A 21,979-nucleotide genomic window follows, 5' to 3' on the forward strand; every position below is an offset into this window, starting at 1 on the left:
GACTATGAAAATCATCGTAATTTCCGATACACATATTTCGTCGGCAGCGCGCGGGTTGCCTTCCGGTCTGCTGAAGAAGCTCCCGGGCGCGGATCTGATTCTTCACGCTGGGGACTGGACGGATTGGAGCGTATATGAGAAGCTGTCCGCTTTCGCGCCTGTGGAAGGGATTGCAGGCAATAATGACGGACCGGATATCGTGCAGCGGCTCGGTTATGAGCGGATCGTGGAGGTCGGCGGCAAGCGGATCGGCATTGTGCATGGAGACGGCTTTCGTGGCACGACGGAGGACCGGGCTATTGCCGCTTTTGCCGGCCGCCAGGTCGATTGCATTATTTACGGCCATTCCCACATCCCGGTCGTAAGAACAATAAACGGCGTATTGGTGCTGAATCCGGGCTCGCCTACCGATAAGCGGAGACAGGCGCAGTATTCTTTTGCAATATTGAATTTGAATAACGGAGGCTTTGAAGCAAAGCATATCTTTTATTCTGACAAAAGCTGAACCTTTCTTGCCCCCATTATAACAATAGGTACTTTACTGGCGCCAAGGAATGTATCTGAAACGTTCAGGGATTTCATCCGTAAGCACTCATAAAGCTTTGATGCAGAGGAGTGCTCGCTAATGAAAATCTACAAGAGAAGAATCGGACAGGCGACTGCAGCGGTTGTTATGGGGATCAGTTTGGCACTGGCTGCTGGCTGCGGAGTCGTTGACAGTGTCAATCAATCCCTGGATTATGCGAATGAAGCAAGCGGATTTGTTACCGACATCAGCTCGGCTGGCACGGAGCTGCAGCGTCTGGCGGAGCAGGCCGTATCCGATCCGCAGGCGCTTGCAGATCTAAAGAATCAGCTGCAGGCATTGCGTGACGAGGCACAGCAGTTTGCACAGACAGAAGCGCCTGCATATGCACAATCGATCCATGAAGAGATCAGCGGTTATGCCCAATCCCTGAGTGAAGCGGCAGATTCTTTCCTGCAGCGAATGGAGGAGCAGGGGTTTACCATCGAAGCCTGGCAGCAAACCGAAATTGCGCAGCTGATTCAGCAAATTACGGACCTGAAGGACCAGATTAACCAGTTGGGCGGTTGAGACATTGTTTAGAATCTCCCTGGAACAGGTAAAAATATAAAGAGTGCATTTGTATCACCATCACGATACCAGGGAGGCGAAGACGATGTCCCAATCCGAGAAAAAAGCAGAAAAGCTGCAGCAGGCAGGCAACCGCGATCATCCCGAGCAGTATCCGACCGATCAGCCAAGCCTGTTCGACCTGTTTGAAAGCGAACAAAATGTGGACCCCATTCCGATGGAAGACCTGACGCTGGAACAGCGGGAAGAAAACCGTCATGGGGAAACAAAGCATCAATCTTCCAGCGAGAACAAATATAAGTGATTTTTCGTTGCCCTTCCCGAGTTCCTTTCCCTTGGTCGTACAAAAAAATGAGACCGCATATAAACAGCGGTCTCATTTTTTGAGTTCTGGTTTTGAGTTCTTGTGGAAAAATACTTATATGCCCTGAGCTTTCACGGCATATTTCTCGCGCGCCAGTTTGGTTGCGTGCACCATATTGCGCAGCGCAGCGATCGTTTCCTCTGCCTTTCTCGTTTTCAGACCGCAGTCCGGATTGATCCAGAACTGATCAGGAGACAGCACCCGCAGGGCACGGTCGATCATCACCGTCATTTCCTCAGATCCCGGAACGCGGGGGCTGTGAATGTCATATACACCGAGGCCGATGCCCTTTTCGTACGTATGCTTTTCGAAGCTTTCAATCAGCTCCCCGTGGCTGCGCGAGGTCTCGATGGAGATTACGTCAGCGTCCAGGGCGTCTATCGCTTCGATAATGTCGTGAAACTCACTGTAACACATATGTGTATGAATTTGCGTCTCCGGTTTCACGGTCGAAGTGGACATCCGGAACGCACGCACAGCCCAATCCAGATAGGCTGGCCAATGCTCCCGCTTGAGCGGCAGCCCCTCACGCAGCGCCGGCTCATCCACCTGAATCATACCGATACCCGCTGCCTCCAGCGCCTCCACTTCTTCGCGCAGTGCCAGCGCAATCTGGTAAGCAACCTCTTCCCGCGGCTTGTCATCACGCACGAACGACCAGTTCAAGATGGTTACCGGACCGGTCAGCATACCCTTTACCGGCGCATCCGTCAATGATTGGGCATACACAGTTTCCGCGACTGTCATCGGCTCCGTAAGCTCGACATCGCCATATATGACCGGAGGCTTCACGCAGCGTGATCCGTAGGATTGTACCCAGCCGTTCGCCGTAAATGCAAAGCCTGACAGCTTCTCGCCGAAAAACTCTACCATGTCGTTGCGTTCGAATTCGCCGTGCACGAACACGTCGAGCCCAAGCTCCGACTGCAACCCGATCCAGGTCTTGATTTCCGCTTTGATAAAAGCGTCATACTGCGTATCGCTCCATTCTCCCTTGCGCCATTTCCGCCGGGCGCTGCGAATTTCAGGCGTCTGCGGAAAGCTGCCGATCGTCGTTGTTGGCAGCAAGGGCAGATTCCAGCGTTCCCGCTGCGCCTTACGCCGCTCTTCGAAGCTCTCCGCACGGGATGAAGGCTGCGAGGCCAGTCCGGCGATTCGCTCTTTCACCTGCTTGCTGTTACGGGAAGGGGACTGCTGCAGCGCACTGCGGCTCTGTTCGGCCGCTTCCAGCTCCCTGCGGATCGCGTCCGGCCCCGAGCTGCCCGCTTTTGCCAGAAGCGCGAGCTCCTCCAGCTTCTCGTCGGCAAAAGCAAGAGCCTCGCGCAGCGTCGGCTCAAGCGCCAGCTCCTGTTCTGCGCTGACGGGCACATGCAGCAAGCTGCAGGATGGCTGCACGATGATGTGGTCAGCGGCAACGATGCCGGTCAGCGCCGTCAGTGTCCCAAGCTTGCTCCCCAGGTCAGCCCGCCAAATGCCGCGTCCGTCGATCAGACCCGCGCCAAGCAGCTTGCCGCCAGGGAAGCCGTGTTGGCTGATCGCCCGCAGATTGCGCCCGCCATCATGCACGAAGTCCAGTCCGATGCCATGCACCGGCAGCGCAGAAATCGCTTCATAATGCTCGGCCGCTTCGAAGTATGTCTGCAGCATAAGCTTGATACCGGGCGCAGCCGCGCTCAGCCTGCTATAAATATACGAAACATGCTGCAGTTCCTCCGCATCAAGCGTCGTGGACAGGATCGGCTCGTCAATCTGCACCCATTCCGCTCCCGCCGCCTCCAGCTCGTGCAGCACCTGCCCGTACAGGGGCAGCAGCCGGTCGATCCAGCTCTTGAGCTGCTCTGCAGCATAACCTTTGGATAGCTTTAGAAAGGTGTACAGCCCGACAAGAACCGGCCGGCCCTCAATGCCGAGCTCCGCCTTCGCCTCAAGATAGGCATCGAGCGGTTTGTTCCCGGTCAGTCTTGGCTCGATGTCCGACAGTTCGGGCACGATATAGTGATAATTCGTATTAAACCATTTTGTCATTTCACATGCTGTCGCTTCACGGGTACCACGAGCCATGGCGAAATATACGGATAAATCCGGCTTGCCTCCGGTAAAACCGAAGCGTTCGGGAATAAGGCCAAACATGACAGCCGTATCCAGCACATGATCATAATAGGTGAAATCGCCGACAGGGATGACGTCGATTCCCTTTTCCTTCTGGGTCTGCAGCCCCCGCAAACGGATCGCTTTCAGCTCCGAATGCAGCTCCTCTTCCTCCAGGCGGCCTGCCCAATAGGTCTCCAGCGCCTTTTTCCATTCCCGTTCCCGGCCAATGCGGGGATAGCCCAAATTACCGCTCTTCATATACGCTCGCTCCTCTGTTTTCCTTGTTCATATCGATAAGAGAAAGATAGCATATCTTGTAAATCAACCCGTAACTCCAAATAACTATAGCCGATTATAGCCGGAAGCTATAGTGAGAATGTGCGCCTTTCATTTGCGGTTATTTCCTGTCTGGATCGGTGAAAATAAGTTTGAAAATGCATGAGCGGTGTACATAACCATTACAGGATTGTTCACAGAATGTGGTTTTCAGAGGAGGAAAGCAAAAAGTGAAGTCTTATGACACGATCATTGTAGGAGGGGGCATCGCCGGCTTGCAGGCCGCCATCCAGTTAGGCCGGTATTCCACCATTCACACCCTGGTCATTGATTCGGGTTATGGCAGGTCCACGTTATGCCGGAATTATCATAACCTGCTTGGTTTTCCTGATGGCGTATCAGGCGAGGAACTAAGAAAGAGAGGTCAAGAAACGGCAGCTGGCCTGGGTATTGAATTTTTGCGGGGCAGGGCTGTTAAAGCTTCCAACCAAGGCGGTGAATTTCACATCACGGTGGAAGAAGGAGAGGTTTATCAAGCACCCACCCTTCTGCTGGCAACCGGGGTGACGGACCGTTTTCCCGATCTGCCAGGACTTGTTCCTTGTCTGGGCAGCAGCATTTATATATGCCCTGATTGTGACGGCTATGAAGTCCAGAACCGCCTTACGGTTGTATTGGGTGCGGGGAAAGCGGGGGCGGACATGGCCCTGGTATTGTCAGACCGGACGGACAGATTGATTTACATTAACCATGAAATGACCGAGGTGCCTGCAGTCATGCTGGACAAGCTGCAGAGTAAAGGAATTCGTTATGTTGAAGCCCCCGCGTCCCAGGTGGTTTGTCCCAGGGAGGGCCAACTGTCAGGCATCAAGCTGGAGAACGGAGAAATGATTGAAGCAGAGCGTGGTTTTATCGCTTTTGGTGGAAATCATGTTCATTCCGGGCTTGCCGAGCAATTGGGCGTCAAGCTTATTCATAACCGGCATGTGGAAACGGATGCCCGCAGCAAAATGACCAATATCGAAAATGTGTGGGTTGCAGGTGATCTTGGGGCGCATTCCGAGCAGGCGGCAGTGGCCATGGGGGAGGGATTGCTGTCCGCAATCTGGATCCATAAAGCGCTTGTAAAAATAAAGCAAAAATCCGCTGCATCCCAGTAAGCAGCAAAAAAATAACCGTTCGCGCATCCATGCAATGCGAACGGTTATTTTTCGGTTCAACCCGCCGTTTGAGCCAGCTTGACCAGCATATGGGCCAGCTTGTGACGCTGTTCCTCGTTGCCAGCCTTCCACAGCTCCTGCAGAAGCTTTTCCTCACGGTTGCGCGGCTCCTCAGTCGCAGCGAGATAATCGGCCACATGCTGGGCAACGAGGGCCATCTGCTCCTCATTGAGACCGATGCTTTGGCCCAGCTTGATTCTTTTTTTCAGATAAGCCTTGAAGGTGTCGAAGCTTTGCAAAATTTCATCCTTATGCTCGGGGGGCATCCGGTCCAGCGTCTCGTCCACATGATCCAGCTTGAGCTCGCCTTCTTTGGTGACTACATGCGACTTTTCACTCATAACCATTTCCTCCTTGTATGTTAAGTACAGCTTTTGAATATGGGGCTGCTCTCCCGGGATGCAGAACCATTGATGTTATAGTTATATTTTAACCATGCTGACTGTTCTGAATCCCGATTGCTGTACAATAGGAAATGGGAACAGAGTCGTTCCGGCTCTCTGTTCATCGATCATGATAAATGGAATCTGCTGATATGGTCGTGCAATCCGCACTTGCGGAGGATTTCGAGCTGCTTCTGTCCTAGTAGATCGAAATGGGGAAAGCTTGCGCGTTTATGAATATAGCGGGGATTCAAGCCGTTCTCACTGCACCATGCACTGAGCCGCTTCTCATCCGAGCAGCCCACCTTGGTGACGGTGCGGATTTCCGGAAAACGGGGGTCCAGCCAGTAGTGGGTGAGAAAAGCAATTTCACCGCGGCTGACCGCCTGCTTCCATTCATTGAGCTCCCTGCGGTTTATCCCGAAAGCCATGGAGTGAATTCATCCTTTCAAAGCGTGAGGTCGTCCGTTTCTGCAATAAAACCAACAATTCATCCTAGCATGCAGTCATAAGAAAGCGCAACCTGGCGTCTGTTTTTCCCGTATATATTTTTTTGGAATGCGAAAAGCTTGTTAAAAGAGTCCTCATTTGGCAAATGATCCGCTATTCTTTTCTTTTGGGACTGAATTTCGAGGTGTTGGCATTGGCATGCGGAGCAACGCTCGTATACAGTCTGTTCAGCAAGTGAAGCAGAAGACTGCAGGACTCATATAAAACAATCAGATAAAACAGTACGGCACGTCTTTCTGGGCACCTGAATATATTTATTCCATCATCCAACCCAGAAAGGCGGGATACCGTGCGGCCCGACAATATTACGACAGCGCTGCAGTCCCCTTCGTTGAATTTGTCTTTTAATTTAAGAGCAACGCCGTTTTTCGTGCAAAATCCGCAAAACTTCATTCTTCAGCAGTTCGCCGGACAGATGCCAGTGATGCAAAATCTCGGTCTTCTTGACATCTATCTGAGCAAAGGATACAGTGTGGAAGCCCATTGGCATCCGAATGCTGCCGAGCTTGTGTACGCTATACAGGGAGAAGCGGATATCTCCATTCTTAACCCGTTTACCCTACAGATCCTTAGTTACCGCATTAAACCGCCACAAACGGTTTATATTCCCATGGGGTGGTGGCATTGGGAGATTGCAACGATGGATCAGACGCATCTGCTGGCTATTTTTGATCATCATGCAGCACAGGTCGTATTCGGGTCTGATGTTCTGAGAAGAACTCCTCCTGAAGTATTCCAGAAAATATATGGTGTGAATGCTTCCCAGATGGCAGAGGTGCTCAAGCCAATAGATCGGACGGTAGTCATCGGTTCACCGGTTTCAGAGGATGTTCAATGGCGGATAGGGTCGCAACAGTCTTAACTGTTTGCGTTAATCCAGCTGTCAACAGGGCAGCTTTTGACCCAAGCCGATTCATCCCATGCCAGAAGCCATAATCGGGGTATGATGGGGAAAGGTTATGTTGTTCTTATGATGGTCAGCCAGAAGCTTCTGGTTGGCCTTTTCTTTTAGGTATGGACAAACACGCAGCAGCTTCGTTCTCGGAGCGTCCAACAAGAGCTGAAGTATTTCTACCCTATGCTTGAAGTTTTTCACCTTAAAAATTGAAAGCGATGCCAATATAATTAAAATCACTAAAACAGGGGAGGTCAAATGATGAAAACGTCACTTTTCAGACAAAGATTTATACAAATCATTGGTGTCGTCCTGTCCATCAGCCTGTTAGCCGGGTGCGGGGGGCAGGCAGCCGAAGAAGAAAGCGGCGCGGACGGCAAGGTAACGCTGACCGTATGGCATAACTGGACAGGGCAGGATGCAAAGGCGACAGCCATGCGCAAGCAGCTTGAGGATTTCCAGACCAATAATCCGGATATTGTTCTTGAAGAGGAGGGGCTGCCGACAGACGGACTGAGAACCCGGCTGCGCACCGTGGCAGCCGCCGATGAAATGCCGGATTTGTTCGTCATGTTTCCCGATGCAATGACCAAGGAATTTGTCAAAGGTGATCTGCTGCAGCCCATTAATGAGGAACTGGACAAGAACCCGGAATGGAAGAACGGTTTTATTCCCGGTGCTCTTGATGGTTTTACCGTCGACGGGAATATTTATTCCGTGCCGATGAACCTGGCGCCAAGCTCGTTTATTTATTACAACAAGGCTTTATTTGACAAGCACGGAGTCAAGGTGCCGGAGACATGGGACGAGCTGCTCGCAGCGGTCCACACCTTCAATGAAAAAGGCGTCATTCCCATTGCCTTGGGCAACAAAACCAACTGGGTAGCCCAATCGACCATTTTCAGCACGATTAGCGACAGAATTACAGGAACGGACTGGTTCCTCAAGGCTGTAGCGCAGGACGGGGCGAGCTTTACCGATCCGCAATTCATTGAAGCGCTGGCCAAGCTGCAGGAGCTGGGCAATGAGAAGGCGTTTCAGGAAGGCTTCAACAGCATTGACGAAACACAAATGATGCAGCTCTACTTCCAGGGCAAAGCCGCAATGGTGATCAACGGCGGGTGGGCGCTCGCCAATCTGGTGAACAACGCGCCGCCTGAGGTGCTGGATAATACCCACATCACCATCATTCCGCCGATCGAAGGCGGAAAGGGAGAGCCTGCCACGACTTCCGGCGTGGTGGGAACCGGGATGGGTGTAAGCAAAAAGCTTACCGGCGCCCGCAAGGAAGCAGCCATGAAGCTGCTATACGCGCTGTCGGGTCCTGAAGGGCAGCAGGTGACACTGAACAGCAGCACGCTTGTCAGCTATGATATTGCGCTGGATGAAAGCAAGGCACACCCGCTGTTTGTCGAGCTGTACAACCTGATGAAAAACATCAAGATTGTCCCTGTGTACGATTCCAAGCTTGCATCGGCGACCGTAGAGGTGACCAACAATGGGCTGCAGGAGCTGCTGATGGGCGGAGATCCAAAAGCGATTGCCCAGAAAATTCAGGACGCACAGGCCGCGGCAGTGGCCCAGTAACAAAAACAAAAACAAAAAACGCCTCCCGCTTGAAATACGACTCCGGCGGGGGGCCGCTTCATAAAGGATGTGGAAACGATGAATGCATTAAGCAACCGGAGATTTATAACGCTCGGGCTGCTGCCCGCTCTCCTGATCTATGCGCTGTTTGTATTCGTACCTGTCGTCTGGTCCGCTTATTACGGTTTTTTCAACTGGTCCGGGATTGGAGAGGCGAAATATATCGGCCTGCAAAATTATAACGAGATTGTCAGAGATCCGATTTTCTGGCGGGCGTTGAAAAACAATATTATTTTCGTGCTGGCGTCGGTCTTCGGCCAGATTCCAATCGCTCTGGCGCTTGCCGTGCTGCTGCACAAGAGCAGCTTTCTTCAGCGCTTTCTCCGTTCGGCCATATTTCTGCCCATGGTGCTGTCCACGGTCGTAATCGGAATGGTATGGCAGTACATTTATCATCCCCAAATCGGAATTCTGAACTTTCTGCTTGATACGCTCGGACTGCAGAGCTGGAAGCTGCAATGGCTGTCCGATGCCGGCATTGCCATCTATGCCCTCATTCCGCCGCTGATCTGGAGCTTTGTGGGATTGTATCTCATTATATTTATATCGGCCCTGCAAAACATATCAAGCGATATTCATGATGCCGCCAGGCTGGACGGAGCCACCGGCCTGCGCAAGCTGGTGTCCATCTCCCTGCCCATGATCCGCGAGACCGTGCAGGTGGCCGTCATCCTGTGCATATCCGGCAGCCTGAAATCGTTTGATCTGGTCTATATTATGACGAAAGGCGGCCCCGCTCATGCAACCGAGCTGCTGGCCACCTATATGTATAATTCCACCTTTACAAGCTACCGCTACGGATTCGGCAGCGCCATCTCGACCACCATTGTGATCGTAAGCCTGCTGCTGATTGGAACAAGCCAGTGGCTTGCAAGCCGCAAAAAAGAAAGCATGATTTAATGGGAGAGAGGAGAAAGCACACATGAGCGACACTGCCGCTCCGCTCGGGACGCCAGCAGACCATCGCAGAACTGTCCGAACACGTCCGCGGTACGGGGCTGCCATTCTTTGGACTCTGCTGACGGTTTATGGTATTTTAACGTTGTATCCGTTCTTTTGGCTGGTTATCAGCTCGTTTAAAACAAATACAGAGTTCTATGAACGTCCCTTTGCGCTTCCCGCTCAGTGGCAATTTGCTAATTTCATCAACGCCTGGGAAAGCTCTCGCCTCGGCAGTTCATTCATGAACTCCATTATTGTTTCCGCCGGATCACTGCTGCTGACACTGTTTATTGCATCCCTGGCCTCATTCGTGCTGGCCCGCTTTCGCTTTAAAGCCAAGGCATGGGTGATGGCTTTCTTTGTCATCGGCATGCTGATCCCCATTCACAGCACGCTTGTGCCGCTCTTTATTTTGATGAAGCAAATGTCGCTGCTTAACACCTATTGGGCCTTGATTCTTCCCTATACGGCCTTTGCGCTGCCGACGGCCATTTTTATTTTGACGGCTTATCTGGTCTCTGTCCCCCGCGATATTGAAGAAGCCGCATTTATGGACGGAACAGGGGTATGGGGACTGTTTCTGCGCATTATGCTGCCGATGTCCACCCCCGCGCTGGCGACCGTAACAATCTTAAGCTTTCTGCATGCCTGGAATGACTTTTCGTTTGCACTGGTGTTCATCAGCAAGACGGATATGAAAACCCTTCCGCTAAGCATCGCCAATTTCGCCGACGGATATCAGACGGATTACGGCTTGACGCTGGCGGCTATGACACTGGCGGTGATTCCGACCGTCATCATGTATCTGCTGTTCCAGGAGCAGATCATGAAGGGCATGACGGCCGGAGCAGTGAAAGGTTAAATATTTCTATATTAATGCGTGTTCAAAAAGTCAGGTTTTCAGCACCGAAGCTTATGCTTCCGAAGTGCGTTTTTTCAAAACGCTGGAGTTGGATGAAGCAGGGACTGAGGAGCGGAGCGTACTTGGGGTACGTGAGCACCTGAAATGTTTCCGTAGGAAACATGCTTCGGAAGCATCTGCTTAGGGCCGGCTGAATTCAAGATTCGATGTCGAGTCCGCCTCCTGATTTACTTCGTGATCAAAAGATGACTTTTTGAACATCCTCTATTTGATATTTTGTGCAGGAGGATGAACTATGAAGGGCTGGATCCGGTCTTCCCTGCACCGCAAGCTTTCCTTTCTGGTGGCTGTTTGCATTCTGGTGCCACTGCTTCTGCTTGGCATATTTGCCTATGTGATTTCCGCAGGATCTACAGAAGACAAGATGAAGCTGGCTGGTCTTGATGCGCTCAGGCAGATGGACGCCAATCTGCGGTTTATCAGCGGTGATGTTGAGAATATGTCCGTTTTTTTGACAGGCCAGCAGGAAATTCAGCAGTATATGGCATCTGCTGCACAGGATGAGAAGAGGATTAGTGAGATCAACGGCATGCTGGCCAATCTGGCCGCATCAAAACGTTATATTCTTGACATTGCCGTTGTCCCCGTGCGCTCCATCCCCGTATTGTCCACAGGCCGCATTGAGCCTTCCCCCCGCCTTTCCGTACAGCGATTGAGAGGGGTGAAAACCAAGACATGGACGGGAGTGTATCATGTTCGTGGTTATGCCAAGAAGCAAAATGCCATTACCTTCATAAGGCCGCTGCGGAGCGTTCATGATTATAAGCTGCTGGGCTGGATATGCATCAGTCTCAATGAGCGCGAGTTGTCCAAGTATTGGTCATCTCCGCGACTGGGGAATGACGGGAATGTGATGCTCGTGGACCGGAACAGAACCGTCCTGTCATCCCCTGCCGATACACACCTGGCGCAGCCGCTCGAGCTGATCTACCCCGGAAGCTCGTCCATGGAGTGGCCTTCCGTAAGCGGAACAGCCGAAATGAACACTGAGGGCGGACGCAAAACGCTATTGTATCACCGGAGTGAGAATACGGGCTGGTCGCTCGTCGGGATGATCGACAGCGAGGATTACTTGTCTGAAAACCGTTATATTTTGATGCTGACGCTGGCAGCCGTGCTGGTGGCTTTCGGCCTTGGAGCGGGAATTATCTGGTTTGTCGTGCAGCGGATCACCCGGCCGCTCCGTTCGTTGGAGCTTCTGTTGTCACACCTGGATCCCGAGCGGCCGCTACCGGCTTTTCCTGTCATTGGGCAGGATGAAATTGCCCGGCTTGGCGGCAGCTACAACCGGCTGGGAAGGCATATTGACCGACTGAAGGAAGAGCTTATTCTTCAGGAATCCCGTAAAAAGGAAGCGGATATCCGTGCGCTGCAGTATCAAATCAACCCTCACTTTTTGTACAATACCCTGTCATCCATTCACTGGATTGCCTTGATGTCAGGAGAACATAAAATGGCGGATATGGTGGAATCCTTGAGCGATTTTCTGCGCTTCAGCCTGAACAAGGGACGTGACTTTTGTCGTGTGGAGCAGGAATTGGCTCATATCAGGAGTTATGCCAAGGTGCAATCCATCCGTTTTCCCGACCGCTTCAGGATCGAGATACTGGCTGATGCTTCCGTCATGGACCACTACATGCTCAAGCTGCTGCTGCAGCCTCTGGTTGAGAATGCGATTACCCACGGCCTACGGGATCAGGGAATGCACGGGTTGATTGTGCTGAGAATAGACCAGCAGGGAGAATTTCTGCACTTTACGGTTGAGGATAACGGCAGAGGCATGAATGATGACCGTCTTGCGGAAGTGATTGCAGGCTTGCGCTCCGGCAAGCCCTTGGCGGAAACAGACAAGGAAGCGCTATCAGGCTATGGCTTGCGCAATGTAAATGAACGGTTGCTTTTGTACTACGGACCGGAATCAAGCTTGAGCATCACCAGCCGCGAAGGGGCGGGAACAAAGGTGACTTTTGGCATTCCCTATGCAAGGAGCTGGTTACATGAAGGTTCTGATCGTTGATGATGAGGTCATTATACGTACAGGCCTGTCCAAGGTTATTCCGTGGAAGGAGCTTGGCTTTGAACTGCTGGCACCTGCGAGCTCCGCCGAGGAAGCGATAGAAGTCATCAGGCAGGAACGTCCAGACATCCTCCTGACGGATATCCGGATGTATGACATGAGCGGACTGGAGCTTGCCGAGAAAGCTGTCAGTATTCACCCGGATACAGAGGTTATCATTCTCTCGGGTTACGATGACTATCAGTATACCCGGCAGGCCATTAAACAGAGGGTATCCGACTATCTGCTTAAAACGAGCAGGAAGGAGGATATTATCCGGACCGTTCTGGAGGCGAAAAAAAGGATCAGGCAAAAGCGGCATTTTAGCAGCCAGGTTCATTTTGACAGGAAGAAGGAGCAAAGCCGCCAATTGCTGCAGTGGCTTGCCTATGAGGATGTGCAGCAGCTAGGGGGGGATGGCGTCACTGCAATATTAAATGATTTTGGATTGCCCCTTGCAGGCAAGTATCGTGTCTATCTGATCGAAGCGGAAGGCTGGGGGGAAAACAAGCAGGAGGAATCGCTGCTGGTGTTCGCCGCCGCCAACTTTCTTGGGGAATCACTGCCCGGGATCATCCTGCCGCACAGGCAGCAAATTGTCTTTATCATGGCAGAAGAAGCTTCGGACGAGGAAGAGGGACACGCGGCAGTCCTATCTTGCCGGCTTGAACTGGATAAAACGGAACAAATGTTGAAATGCCGGCTGTATATGGCGCAGGGGGGCACAGTAGATCGGCCGGATGAATTGCCAGCTTCTTATCGCATGGCGAAGCATACCTTACGCAGCCGGAATTGGTTGAAAGGGAACGTCTGGTGTTGGGATGAGATGAATCGGCGCAAGGGTGGACTGTCCATCTGTACGGCGGAAGAGGAGCGCAGTCTGTCCGCCGTTCTGTTGACCCGTAATGCAGGCAGCCTTGAGTCCTGGGTCGCCGGTTTTGTGGAGGCGAGGCTGGCGGACCCGGACACCACGGTAGATACACTGGAGGCTTCCGTAAGGTCGGCCGTTCTGGCCGCCTGCCGCTGGCTGCGCAGCGTCACATCCGATCTTGGCTTCGAACAGGATAAAGGGCTTGTGCTCCCCGATATGGTGCAGCAGGCTCCAAAATCCAAAGACCAACTGTTTCGCCAGCTGTATACCATTATGGAACAGTACCATGAGATGGCTGCAGAAGGACAGGAAAGCCATGTACGCAGGGCCATGGCCTATATCACTGAGTATGTAGGGGAAGGCATCGGCCTGCAGTCGGTAGCGAGCCATATTCACGTGCACCCCCACTATTTGAGCGAAATTTTCAGAAAAGAAACCGGGATGACCTTTGGCGATTTCGTAACAGGCTGCAAAATACGGCATGCCATGCATCTGCTGGCTTCTTCACCAATAAAGGTCGGCGAGGTGGCCGTCCGTGTCGGCTTTGAGGATGTAAAATACTTCAGTAAGCTGTTCAAAAAGCATACGGGAGTAACCCCGAGCGTTTATCGGGACACCGTGCCCGGGCAGCCAGACGGCAATACTTAGCAGCAGCACGTATGATGCAGAATGAATATCGCAACAGAAGCAGGGGGACCCTATTGCTGAATAAGGTCTCCCTGCTTCTTGCTGTTACAGCCATTTTTCGGCCCAGGCTTCAATGGAATTCAAAGCATATCCCAATTCTTTCCCTTTCCGGGTTAAAGAATACTCGATTCGAACAGGTCTGCCAGCGATCACATTACGGATGACGATTCCCGATTCTTCAAGTTCCCTGATGCGTTCCGTCAGCATGCGTTTGCTGAGATCGGGAATGAAGGCCTGGATCTCGCTGAAACGTTTAGGATGTTCCATTAACGTGTGAATGATGAGGGCAGCCCATTTTTTGCTGATCATTTGATAGGACTGTTCCACTTTGCCGCACAACAATTTCGGCTTTTGACCATCCATCGTGTTGTCCCCTTTTTTTAATTTAGGTTATTATACATCCCTAGGGTACAAATAGTAACCTCAAGTTTTTGCTTAAACTATGATAAATATTACAAGAAATTGAAGGTGTTACAGACAATTTATCAAAGAAAGCGCAATCATTCAAGGCTTGTTATAAAATTCACAAATTAGACAAATTTTCGTTGACTACATGTTTTAATGGGTGTATCATGGTTACGTTAATTTAACGGGTAACTTTTAATAACCTTAACACATGTTAGGAAGAAGGAATATCCATGGAATCAATGACTTTTATCTTGTTTGGAGCCACAGGAGACCTGGCCAAGCGCAAGATTTACCCTGCATTATATAATCTGTTTGAAGATGGCAAATTCCCTGCCTCGTTCTCCGTCATCGGACTCGGTCGGCGCGATGTGCCGGACGCTCAGTTCCAGAGCAATGTAGAAAAGGCAGTGCAGACGTTCTCAAGACGCAAGCCGCAGGACAACGCACAGATGCAGCAGTTCCTCAGCGCGTTCCGTTACTGCTCCCTTAACGTTAATCACCCTGAAGACTACAAGAAGCTGCTGCAGCTCGCAGAGCAGCGTGAGACGGAGCTCGGGATCAAGTCCAACCGCCTGTTTTATCTGTCGGTAGCGCCGGAATTTTTCGATGTGATCGCATTGAATATTCAAAGCAGCGGACTTGGCAATACAGAGGGCTGGAAGCGGCTGATCATTGAGAAGCCTTTCGGTCATGATCTTGAGTCTGCACGTGAGTTGAATGAAAAGTTGAGCAAAGCGTTTGCCGAGGATGAAATTTACCGCATCGACCATTACCTGGGCAAACCGATGGTTCAGAATCTCGAAGCGATCAAATTTGCCAACCCGCTACTGCAAGGGGTGTGGAACAACAAACATATTGCGAATGTGCAAATAACCGCTGCCGAGACAGTTGGCGTTGAAGAGCGCGCAGGATATTACGATCACTCCGGGGCGATCCGGGACATGATACAGAACCATATGCTGCAAATGCTTATGATGACTGCCATGGATAAACCGGCACAGGTGGCCGCATCCAACATCCGGGCCGAGAAACGGAAAGTGATTGAAGCTCTTCGCCCGTTGACGGCAGATCAGGTTCAGACTGAGGTTGTTCGCGCCCAATACGGCCGCGGCGAGCTTAACGGCAAAGCATTGCCGGGTTATAAGGAAGAGCCGGACATCGGTCCTGATTCGCAAAATGATACTTTTATCACCGCACGTGTCTGGATTGACAATGAGAAGTGGGCTGGAGTTCCATTCTACATCCGTACAGGCAAGCGAATGGCTGAGAAATCCACACGAATCGTTGTTGAATTCAAACGTGATGCAGCGGACCCTTATGCTTCGCAGGGACAGCCTGCCGCACCGAATCTGCTCGTGATCAGCGTGAACCCGCAGGAAGGGGCAACTCTGAGCATCAACAGCAAAAATCCGGTGACAGGCAAGCTTGAAACCGTACAGTTAACCTTTAATGAACAGAACAAAGAAGTTCCTGAAGCGTACGAGCGTCTGATTTACGACGCGCTGCGCGGCGACTCCACATTCTTTGCTCACTGGGATGAGGTTGAGCTTTCCTGGAAATGGGTACAACCTGTATTGGATGCATTCCAGGCTGGCACAGTGCAGCTTCATTCGTATGCAGCAGGTTCATATGGTCCAGAGGCATCGGCAAAGCTGCTTGCCGAGAACGGATTTGCTTGGTGGCTGGATGATGCATTGGAGCAGCCGGTGTCGGTAACACGTTAATCGCGAGTTTTCGATCCGGTAATCTTACAGCCCAAATACGCACCACATGAAAACTTAGCTGGGAGGCAATTATTATGCAAGTCGGTCTTATTGGTCTTGGTAAAATGGGTTTGAATCTGGGTAGAAATCTGATTGATCACAAGCACGAACTGGTCGCTTTCGACGTAAACCCGGCGGCCGTAACTGAAATGAAGGAGTATGGAGCTGCAGGTGTTTCTTCCATTGAAGAGCTTGTTCAGTCCACCAAAGCACCAAGAGTCATCTGGGTGATGGTTCCGCACACCATTGTGGATTCCGTACTGGATCAGCTGCAGCCGCTGCTGTCTGAAGGAGACATTGTTATCGAAGGCGGCAACTCGCACTACAAGGAATCGATTGCAAGATATGAGCGCCTGAAGGAAAGCGGCATCCGCTTTATGGACGCTGGTACCTCCGGCGGTATGGAAGGCGCACGCAATGGTGCTTGTTATATGATCGGCGGCGACCCTGAGGCATGGGAGGTTGTTGAGCCGATTTTCCGCGATACGGCTGTCGAGAACGGCTACCTTTATGCAGGCAAGGCCGGCAGCGGCCACTTCCTGAAAATGGTGCACAACGGTATTGAGTATGGCATGATGGCAGCGATCGGTGAAGGTTTTGAAGTATTGGAAAAAAGCAATTTCGATTTTGATTATGAGCAGGTGGCCCGTGTGTGGAACAATGGCTCTGTCATCCGTTCCTGGCTGATGGGTCTTACTGAGCGAGCTTTCTCCAAGGATGCTAATCTCGACGAAATCAAAGGGGTTATGCATTCTTCCGGCGAAGGAAAATGGACGATTGAAGAAGCTCTTGACCTGCAGGCTGCTACACCGGTTATTGCGCTTTCGCTTCTCATGCGCTACCGTTCCCTGGAAGCCGACACGTTTACAGGCAAAGTAGTTGCTGCGCTGCGCAGTGAATTCGGAGGCCATGCTGTAGAGAAGAAATAAGTCAACAATCCCCCAAAGCCGAATTCCGATCGCGGGGGATTTACATAATCAGGAATAAGATGCCATCTCTTTTCGCACACTGTTAGGACAAAAGTGCAAAGGAGATGGCAATATGTGCAGAAGATTTTCTTTATCCGCTGATCTGGATGAAGTAAGAGATTTTTTTGGCGTGAACAGGGTTATGTATTATTACAAGACACGCTACAATATCAGCCCGACACAGCATATGCCGATTGTTCTGCATCATGATGGTGAGAAGGTGCTGGATGAATTCCGTTGGGGGATGGTTCCATATTGGGGCAAGGATTGTGTCAATGCGGATTTGAATACGTTCAGCATCAATCCGGCATACCGGAAGCTTGTAGAAACCCAGCGCTGCATTATCCCCTGCAACGGGTTTTATTATTGGCGCAACATGGGCAAAAAAAGTCATGCCGTTCGGGTCATTCTGCCCGAGCAGCAAATGTTCGCCATCGCCGGGCTGTATGAAATCTGGCAGGATACCCGCAAGGAACCCATGCGGACATGCACGATGGTCATGGCTCCTTCCAACGGAACGATCGGGGAATTCAGCCCCCGGATGCCGGCCATTTTAAACATGGAACAAGCGGTCCGCTGGCTGGATCCGGAAATAAAGGACCTAAACGAGCTTCAGGAGATGATCCAAACCTTTGACGAAAAGGAAATGCAGGCTTATCCCGTCACGCCGCTGGTGGGCAATGACGGCCACGACCATGAGGAGTGCATTCGGGAGATGGATCTTAAGCTGGCCTGGGTCAAATCTTAGGTTAATTGAAGTATATAGCATAACGGTATTCTTGCGCGCATATAGATGTAGCGGGGAACCGGGTCTCATCCGGGGAGAGGGGAAACGGCCGAAGGAACATCTTATGAGATGGAGGCGATTGGACTTGAGTACAGACACGCTCATCCAACTGCTGGTGCTCATCGTGATGATCATCGGTTTGGGTTCCAACCGGTAAGCCGTAGGTTCCGTGTGACGGGAGAATGCCTTTACAGGGCATTCTTCTTTTTTTAGGGGGTGTCTTGTCACCTGAAATTACTGTACAATAAAGGACAGCAGTAGGGCATACAAAAGATTTGTGAAGCAGAGGTGCTGTGAAACAGATGCTGGCGGGTGTTTCCTACATAATTAAATAGAGAACTGAGGGAGAGTTAACTATGAGTGAGTCCGTTTTAGCACCGGCTCAGAAACGAAAGCTTCTGTTCAGTGCAGGCCTGAGCTGGATGTTTGATGCCATGGACGTGGGGCTGCTGTCCTTTATTTTGGCGGATATTGCGCAGAAATGGCAGCTTGGAACCGGCCAGATGGGCATGATCACCGCGGCAAATTCCATCGGCATGGCTGTAGGGGCAGCGCTTGCCGGCATGCTGGCCGACCGGTTCGGCCGCAAGGCCGTACTTGTCTGGACACTGCTTGTTTTCTCCATCGCAACTGGGCTGTCCGCCTTGGCGACGGGATATGCTGTTCTGTTAGCCCTGCGGTTTGTGGCAGGAATCGGCCTGGGCGGCGAGCTGCCGGTGGCCTCCACGCTCGTTTCAGAGTCGGTGCCGGCCCGTGAGCGCGGCCGCATGGTGGTGCTGCTGGAAAGCTTCTGGGCTGCTGGCTGGATTGTCTCTGCGCTTGTAGGGTATTTCGTCATCCCATCCTTCGGCTGGCAGATGGCTTTTGTGATCGGCGCTATTCCTGCGCTTTATGCTCTTTACCTGCGCAGAGCGATTCAGGACCCGCCGCGCTACATAAACAGACAGGCGGACAGGCTGCCGCTCGGTGAACGAATCGCATCGATCTGGTCGGGTCCCAACCGCAAATCGACGATTATGCTGTGGCTTCTCTGGTTCACTGTGGTATTCTCTTATTACGGCATGTTTTTGTGGCTGCCAAGCGTTATGGTCATGAAAGGATTTTCGCTGGTGAAAAGCTTTGAATACGTGCTGATCATGACGCTTGCCCAACTGCCGGGATATTTCACCGCTGCTTATTTGATCGAGAAGCTCGGCCGCAAGTTCGTGCTTGTCGTGTATCTGCTGCTGACGGCGGTATCGGCCATCTGGTTCGGGACCGCGCAGAGCGCGGGCGTGCTGCTGGCAGCAGGCATCTGTCTGTCCTTCTTTAATCTGGGGGCGTGGGGCGGCATGTATGCTTATACGCCGGAGTTATATCCTACAGCCATCCGTTCAACGGGGGTTGGCATGGCCGCCTCCTTCGGGCGGATCGGAGGTGTTATCGGACCTTTCCTGGTCGGCATGCTGCTTGCGCAGGGAACAGGCCTCACAGCCGTCTTTGTCATTTTCTTCGTTGCAATCATCATCGGGGCGGTGGCCGTGCTTGTGCTGGGGAAAGAGACGAAAGGACAAGAATTAATGGAAGAAGTCTAAAGGAGGCGACCTTCAATGGAGCATAGCTTTCTGCTGAAAGCTACCTGGAACGGGGGACGCAACAGCGACGGCAGGATTGAAGCAGGGAATCTGCGGACCCGGATTTCCATTCCTGCTGAAATGGGCGGGCCGGGGGTGGGCACCAATCCCGATGAAATGCTGCTGGGTGCCGCATCCACCTGTTACTTAATTACATTGGCGGCCATGATGGAGCGCTCGGGATTAAGAGTTCAGTCCCTGACGCTTGACTCGGAGGGCATTGTCGATGTAACGGACAACATCTTTACTTACCGCCGCATCATTCACCGGCCACGGGTGATTTTGGCCCAGGAAGCATCTGAAGATGATTTGAAAAAAGCGGCGCTTCTCGCCGAAAAAGCGGAAAGCTCCTGCATGATTTCGCGTGCCGTGGCCGGGAATGTGGAGCTTTCGACCGAGCCTCTGATTGAGCGGGCATTATAACGTCTATTCATCATGCCAATACTATTGAAAATATGAGGAGGAAATGATTTATGTCAGAACAAAGACTGCTCGTTTTTGCAGGCTCTTATGCCGAGGCTGAAGGAAGCGGAGTGTATGTATACTCTTTTGATGAAAGCACAGGTGAACTGAGCCTTCTTGATGAATTCGCAGGTCTCAAAAACCCTACCTTCCTGAACGTCGATCCTGCTACGCGCAAGCTGTATGCGATAGGGGAAACCGTATCTTCCTCCGGTGAAAAGGTTGGGGAGGCCGCGGCATTTGATATCGATCCTGCGGAAGGCACGATCAAGCTGCTGAACCGTGCACAGACGGTTGGACCGACTTGCCATATCCAGCGTAACGCTGCCGGCGACCGTCTGACAGTACCAAGCTATCACGGCGGCATGATTGGACTGTTGTCGATAGAGGAAGACGGTAGAATCGGTGAGCTGCTCGACGCCGTTCAGCATGAAGGCAAAAGCGTGCATCCGGAGCGTCAGGACCGGCCGCACCCTCACTCTACTTTCTATAGCCCGGATGGAAAGCTTCTGTTCGTGCAGGATCTCGGTCTGGACCGGATTCGTGCTTATTCCCTGGACGGTGACAAGTTTAAGCTCCACAGCGAAACTGCGACCCATCCGGGTGCCGGACCGCGCCATTTGGCGTTCCATCCGAACGGCAAGTTTGCTTTTGTGATCAACGAAGTGGATTCGACCGTTACGTCTTTTGCATACGATGCAGGGGCAGGCACGCTGACCGAGATTGAAACGGTGCCTACGCTGCCGGAAGGCTTCGAGGGTGAAAATACCACCGCAGAAATTGCCGTTTCGGAAGACGGTGCTTACGTATACGGCTCGAACCGCGGCCATGACAGCATTGTCGTGTATGCTGTTGACACGAATACAGGCAAGCTGAGCCTCGTAGAGCATGTTCCCGTTCAGGGGCAGCATCCGCGCCACTTTGCGCTTACGCCGGGAGGCAATTATCTGATTGCCGCCAACCGCGATACCAACAATATCGTTACATTCCGGGTGGACAAGGCCAGCGGACGTCTGGAATATACCGGTCTGAGTGTTTCCGTATCCAAGCCTGTATGTGTTGAGCCATTCTATTTTGAAGTGTAAAAAAATAAAGCAGGCAATACAGCGATAAAGGACATCGCTATGTCGCGGATATATGCGAACAATAGAAAGGGGGCTGCTCAATTCATGGGCAGCCCCCTGCTTATTGCTTGTTGCTGCTCTTGAACAGGTCTGTTAACTCAAGTACTAACTTTGATTAGCCAAATTACTATTTAAATAATGTACGGTATAGGAAATGAACTCAGCAAAATCGTTAACAAAATTAAGAGATTCATAATTCATTCCGGCTAGTTCCATGGCCTGTTTTTGGATCGGTGTCGGTGATGTATACGGGAACAATCCGATCACATAATGTGATTGCAACTGAAGGAATTTATCGATGGTTTTATCATCCCATGCAGGGAAAACAATGTTAAGTTGGCTGTTTAACTCGGACATGGCGATAAAAAATTGCTTTTTAAAATCTACAAGCCTTTCAAGAGAAACATTTCTCTCAATTGTTGTAAAAAGCATGGAAACAAGCTTTAAAAACCGTTGATGCCGATATAAAACTTGTGCCCATTGATGTGAAAAATCCTTGATCTCATGAGTCATGTCAGAGGTGAAGGTTTTTTTTAGATCGCTAATCCAATTATTGATTTCATCCAGTGTAACAAGAAGATAAATTTCTTCTTTGGAAGAAATATATTTATATAAGTTGCCTCGTGTAAAGCTGGTTTCATTGGCAATCTTGGTTAAGTCGATTTCGTGAAATTGCTCGGTATCAAAAAGCTTAATAGCTGCATTTTTTATTTGCTCCACTCTGATTTTTCGTTGCTCCTCATTTCTGACTCGATCAAATTCCATCTTCCATGTCTCCTTTCAAAAAAAATTATAACATATACGTCTTGCGTAACCATAAGGATCAATCTATAATAAGTTTTAAGTAACGCGACGTCACGTCATCTTGGTCGCAATCATTAATTATTCCGGCTC

Annotated in this window: 21 protein-coding genes; 16 read left to right on the plus strand and 5 right to left on the minus strand. The window is 51.2% G+C overall.

The annotated features are described in order from the left end of the window. The first annotated feature begins 4 nt into the window (after nt 1-4). The 3 genes from ACE5KN_RS02375 (at nt 5) to ACE5KN_RS02385 (ending at nt 1,400) form a co-directional block, all read left to right on the plus strand. Complete coding sequence (locus ACE5KN_RS02375; protein ID WP_375526913.1) at nt 5-505, plus strand: metallophosphoesterase family protein; 501 nt, start codon at nt 5-7, stop codon at nt 503-505. 120 nt (nt 506-625) lie between these two features. After that, entirely contained in the window at nt 626-1,096 is a 471-nt protein-coding gene (locus tag ACE5KN_RS02380) for a DUF6376 family protein (RefSeq protein WP_375526914.1), read from the plus strand. 85 nt (nt 1,097-1,181) lie between these two features. After that, the gene (locus ACE5KN_RS02385; protein WP_375526915.1) at nt 1,182-1,400 is read left to right on the plus strand and encodes a YczO family protein; all 219 of its coding nucleotides are present in this window, start codon (nt 1,182-1,184) and stop codon (nt 1,398-1,400) included. A gap of 114 nt (nt 1,401-1,514) precedes the next feature. On the opposite strand, the gene metE is transcribed toward ACE5KN_RS02385, so the two are convergent. After that, nucleotides 1,515-3,809, minus strand: coding sequence for a 5-methyltetrahydropteroyltriglutamate--homocysteine S-methyltransferase (gene metE, locus ACE5KN_RS02390; protein WP_375526916.1), 2,295 nt, complete (start codon nt 3,807-3,809; stop codon nt 1,515-1,517). Between the two features lie 248 nt (nt 3,810-4,057). Here metE and ACE5KN_RS02395 point away from each other — a divergent pair, with 248 nt between their 5' ends. After that, nucleotides 4,058-4,987 carry an NAD(P)/FAD-dependent oxidoreductase gene (locus tag ACE5KN_RS02395; RefSeq protein ID WP_375526917.1) on the plus strand — a complete coding sequence of 310 codons (930 nt, stop codon included), beginning with the start codon at nt 4,058-4,060 and terminating at the stop codon, nt 4,985-4,987. Between the two features lie 56 nt (nt 4,988-5,043). Here the strand turns inward: ACE5KN_RS02395 and ACE5KN_RS02400 are convergent, their stop codons facing one another. Together ACE5KN_RS02400 and ACE5KN_RS02405 are read right to left on the minus strand one after the other, a co-directional pair. After that, the gene (locus tag ACE5KN_RS02400; protein WP_375526918.1) at nt 5,044-5,388 is read right to left on the minus strand and encodes a DUF3243 domain-containing protein; all 345 of its coding nucleotides are present in this window, start codon (nt 5,386-5,388) and stop codon (nt 5,044-5,046) included. Nucleotides 5,389-5,558: 170 nt separating this feature from the next. Next, nucleotides 5,559-5,861 carry a hypothetical protein gene (locus ACE5KN_RS02405; protein ID WP_375526919.1) on the minus strand — a complete coding sequence of 101 codons (303 nt, stop codon included), beginning with the start codon at nt 5,859-5,861 and terminating at the stop codon, nt 5,559-5,561. A gap of 368 nt (nt 5,862-6,229) precedes the next feature. Here ACE5KN_RS02405 and ACE5KN_RS02410 point away from each other — a divergent pair, with 368 nt between their 5' ends. The 6 genes from ACE5KN_RS02410 (at nt 6,230) to ACE5KN_RS02435 (ending at nt 13,921) form a co-directional block, all read left to right on the plus strand. Next, a complete protein-coding gene (locus ACE5KN_RS02410; RefSeq protein WP_375526920.1) occupies nt 6,230-6,802 on the plus strand; it encodes a cupin domain-containing protein in 573 nt (190 codons plus the stop codon). A 294-nt stretch (nt 6,803-7,096) separates the two neighbouring features. Beyond that, nucleotides 7,097-8,422: an extracellular solute-binding protein gene (locus ACE5KN_RS02415; RefSeq protein WP_375526921.1), complete on the plus strand. Its 1,326-nt coding sequence runs from the start codon at nt 7,097-7,099 to the stop codon at nt 8,420-8,422. A gap of 78 nt (nt 8,423-8,500) precedes the next feature. After that, nucleotides 8,501-9,382: a carbohydrate ABC transporter permease gene (locus ACE5KN_RS02420; protein WP_375526922.1), complete on the plus strand. Its 882-nt coding sequence runs from the start codon at nt 8,501-8,503 to the stop codon at nt 9,380-9,382. 22 nt (nt 9,383-9,404) lie between these two features. After that, the gene (locus ACE5KN_RS02425) at nt 9,405-10,286 is read left to right on the plus strand and encodes a carbohydrate ABC transporter permease (RefSeq protein ID WP_375526923.1); all 882 of its coding nucleotides are present in this window, start codon (nt 9,405-9,407) and stop codon (nt 10,284-10,286) included. A 295-nt stretch (nt 10,287-10,581) separates the two neighbouring features. Continuing rightward, a complete protein-coding gene (locus tag ACE5KN_RS02430; RefSeq protein WP_375526924.1) occupies nt 10,582-12,363 on the plus strand; it encodes a cache domain-containing sensor histidine kinase in 1,782 nt (593 codons plus the stop codon). Beyond that, on the plus strand, nt 12,344-13,921 hold the full coding sequence (locus ACE5KN_RS02435; RefSeq protein WP_375526925.1) for a helix-turn-helix domain-containing protein: 1,578 nt from the start codon (nt 12,344-12,346) through the stop codon (nt 13,919-13,921). The genes ACE5KN_RS02430 and ACE5KN_RS02435 overlap by 20 nt, the downstream gene beginning before the upstream one ends. Before the next feature lie 84 nt (nt 13,922-14,005). Here the strand turns inward: ACE5KN_RS02435 and ACE5KN_RS02440 are convergent, their stop codons facing one another. Next, nucleotides 14,006-14,323, minus strand: a complete 318-nt coding sequence (locus ACE5KN_RS02440) for a winged helix-turn-helix transcriptional regulator (RefSeq protein WP_375526926.1) — start codon at nt 14,321-14,323, stop codon at nt 14,006-14,008. 275 nt (nt 14,324-14,598) lie between these two features. Between ACE5KN_RS02440 and zwf the strand changes: the two genes are divergently transcribed. The 6 genes from zwf (at nt 14,599) to ACE5KN_RS02470 (ending at nt 21,046) form a co-directional block, all read left to right on the plus strand. Continuing rightward, a complete protein-coding gene (zwf, locus tag ACE5KN_RS02445) occupies nt 14,599-16,092 on the plus strand; it encodes a glucose-6-phosphate dehydrogenase (protein WP_375526927.1) in 1,494 nt (497 codons plus the stop codon). A gap of 74 nt (nt 16,093-16,166) precedes the next feature. Further along, entirely contained in the window at nt 16,167-17,060 is an 894-nt protein-coding gene (gene gnd / locus ACE5KN_RS02450) for a phosphogluconate dehydrogenase (NAD(+)-dependent, decarboxylating) (protein ID WP_375526928.1), read from the plus strand. 112 nt (nt 17,061-17,172) lie between these two features. After that, nucleotides 17,173-17,847, plus strand: coding sequence for an SOS response-associated peptidase (locus tag ACE5KN_RS02455; protein ID WP_375526929.1), 675 nt, complete (start codon nt 17,173-17,175; stop codon nt 17,845-17,847). 395 nt (nt 17,848-18,242) lie between these two features. Next, complete coding sequence (gene niaP, locus ACE5KN_RS02460) at nt 18,243-19,460, plus strand: niacin permease NiaP (protein ID WP_375526930.1); 1,218 nt, start codon at nt 18,243-18,245, stop codon at nt 19,458-19,460. A gap of 15 nt (nt 19,461-19,475) precedes the next feature. After that, nucleotides 19,476-19,922 carry an OsmC family protein gene (locus ACE5KN_RS02465; protein ID WP_375526931.1) on the plus strand — a complete coding sequence of 149 codons (447 nt, stop codon included), beginning with the start codon at nt 19,476-19,478 and terminating at the stop codon, nt 19,920-19,922. Between the two features lie 50 nt (nt 19,923-19,972). Beyond that, on the plus strand, nt 19,973-21,046 hold the full coding sequence (locus ACE5KN_RS02470; protein ID WP_375526932.1) for a lactonase family protein: 1,074 nt from the start codon (nt 19,973-19,975) through the stop codon (nt 21,044-21,046). A 144-nt stretch (nt 21,047-21,190) separates the two neighbouring features. On the opposite strand, the gene ACE5KN_RS02475 is transcribed toward ACE5KN_RS02470, so the two are convergent. Next, the gene (locus tag ACE5KN_RS02475; RefSeq protein WP_375526933.1) at nt 21,191-21,850 is read right to left on the minus strand and encodes a TetR/AcrR family transcriptional regulator; all 660 of its coding nucleotides are present in this window, start codon (nt 21,848-21,850) and stop codon (nt 21,191-21,193) included. Nucleotides 21,851-21,979 lie beyond the last annotated feature (129 nt).

The organism is Paenibacillus terreus (assembly GCF_042138595.1).
GTDB lineage: Bacteria > Bacillota > Bacilli > Paenibacillales > Paenibacillaceae > Paenibacillus > Paenibacillus terreus.

What these genes read in the sequence shown, in the direction of transcription:
- ACE5KN_RS02465 (WP_375526931.1), top strand. Translation starts at nt 19,476, where the DNA reads ATGGAGCATAGCTTTCTGCTGAAAGCTACCTGGAACGGGGGACGCAAC.
- ACE5KN_RS02440 (WP_375526926.1), bottom strand. Translation starts at nt 14,323, where the DNA reads ATGGATGGTCAAAAGCCGAAATTGTTGTGCGGCAAAGTGGAACAGTCC.
- niaP (WP_375526930.1), top strand. Translation starts at nt 18,243, where the DNA reads ATGAGTGAGTCCGTTTTAGCACCGGCTCAGAAACGAAAGCTTCTGTTC.
- zwf (WP_375526927.1), top strand. Translation starts at nt 14,599, where the DNA reads ATGGAATCAATGACTTTTATCTTGTTTGGAGCCACAGGAGACCTGGCC.
- ACE5KN_RS02420 (WP_375526922.1), top strand. Translation starts at nt 8,501, where the DNA reads ATGAATGCATTAAGCAACCGGAGATTTATAACGCTCGGGCTGCTGCCC.
- ACE5KN_RS02400 (WP_375526918.1), bottom strand. Translation starts at nt 5,388, where the DNA reads ATGAGTGAAAAGTCGCATGTAGTCACCAAAGAAGGCGAGCTCAAGCTG.
- metE (WP_375526916.1), bottom strand. Translation starts at nt 3,809, where the DNA reads ATGAAGAGCGGTAATTTGGGCTATCCCCGCATTGGCCGGGAACGGGAA.
- ACE5KN_RS02380 (WP_375526914.1), top strand. Translation starts at nt 626, where the DNA reads ATGAAAATCTACAAGAGAAGAATCGGACAGGCGACTGCAGCGGTTGTT.
- ACE5KN_RS02425 (WP_375526923.1), top strand. Translation starts at nt 9,405, where the DNA reads ATGAGCGACACTGCCGCTCCGCTCGGGACGCCAGCAGACCATCGCAGA.
- ACE5KN_RS02475 (WP_375526933.1), bottom strand. Translation starts at nt 21,850, where the DNA reads ATGGAATTTGATCGAGTCAGAAATGAGGAGCAACGAAAAATCAGAGTG.
- ACE5KN_RS02385 (WP_375526915.1), top strand. Translation starts at nt 1,182, where the DNA reads ATGTCCCAATCCGAGAAAAAAGCAGAAAAGCTGCAGCAGGCAGGCAAC.
- ACE5KN_RS02375 (WP_375526913.1), top strand. Translation starts at nt 5, where the DNA reads ATGAAAATCATCGTAATTTCCGATACACATATTTCGTCGGCAGCGCGC.
- ACE5KN_RS02405 (WP_375526919.1), bottom strand. Translation starts at nt 5,861, where the DNA reads ATGGCTTTCGGGATAAACCGCAGGGAGCTCAATGAATGGAAGCAGGCG.
- ACE5KN_RS02470 (WP_375526932.1), top strand. Translation starts at nt 19,973, where the DNA reads ATGTCAGAACAAAGACTGCTCGTTTTTGCAGGCTCTTATGCCGAGGCT.
- gnd (WP_375526928.1), top strand. Translation starts at nt 16,167, where the DNA reads ATGCAAGTCGGTCTTATTGGTCTTGGTAAAATGGGTTTGAATCTGGGT.
- ACE5KN_RS02415 (WP_375526921.1), top strand. Translation starts at nt 7,097, where the DNA reads ATGAAAACGTCACTTTTCAGACAAAGATTTATACAAATCATTGGTGTC.
- ACE5KN_RS02435 (WP_375526925.1), top strand. Translation starts at nt 12,344, where the DNA reads ATGAAGGTTCTGATCGTTGATGATGAGGTCATTATACGTACAGGCCTG.
- ACE5KN_RS02455 (WP_375526929.1), top strand. Translation starts at nt 17,173, where the DNA reads ATGTGCAGAAGATTTTCTTTATCCGCTGATCTGGATGAAGTAAGAGAT.
- ACE5KN_RS02430 (WP_375526924.1), top strand. Translation starts at nt 10,582, where the DNA reads ATGAAGGGCTGGATCCGGTCTTCCCTGCACCGCAAGCTTTCCTTTCTG.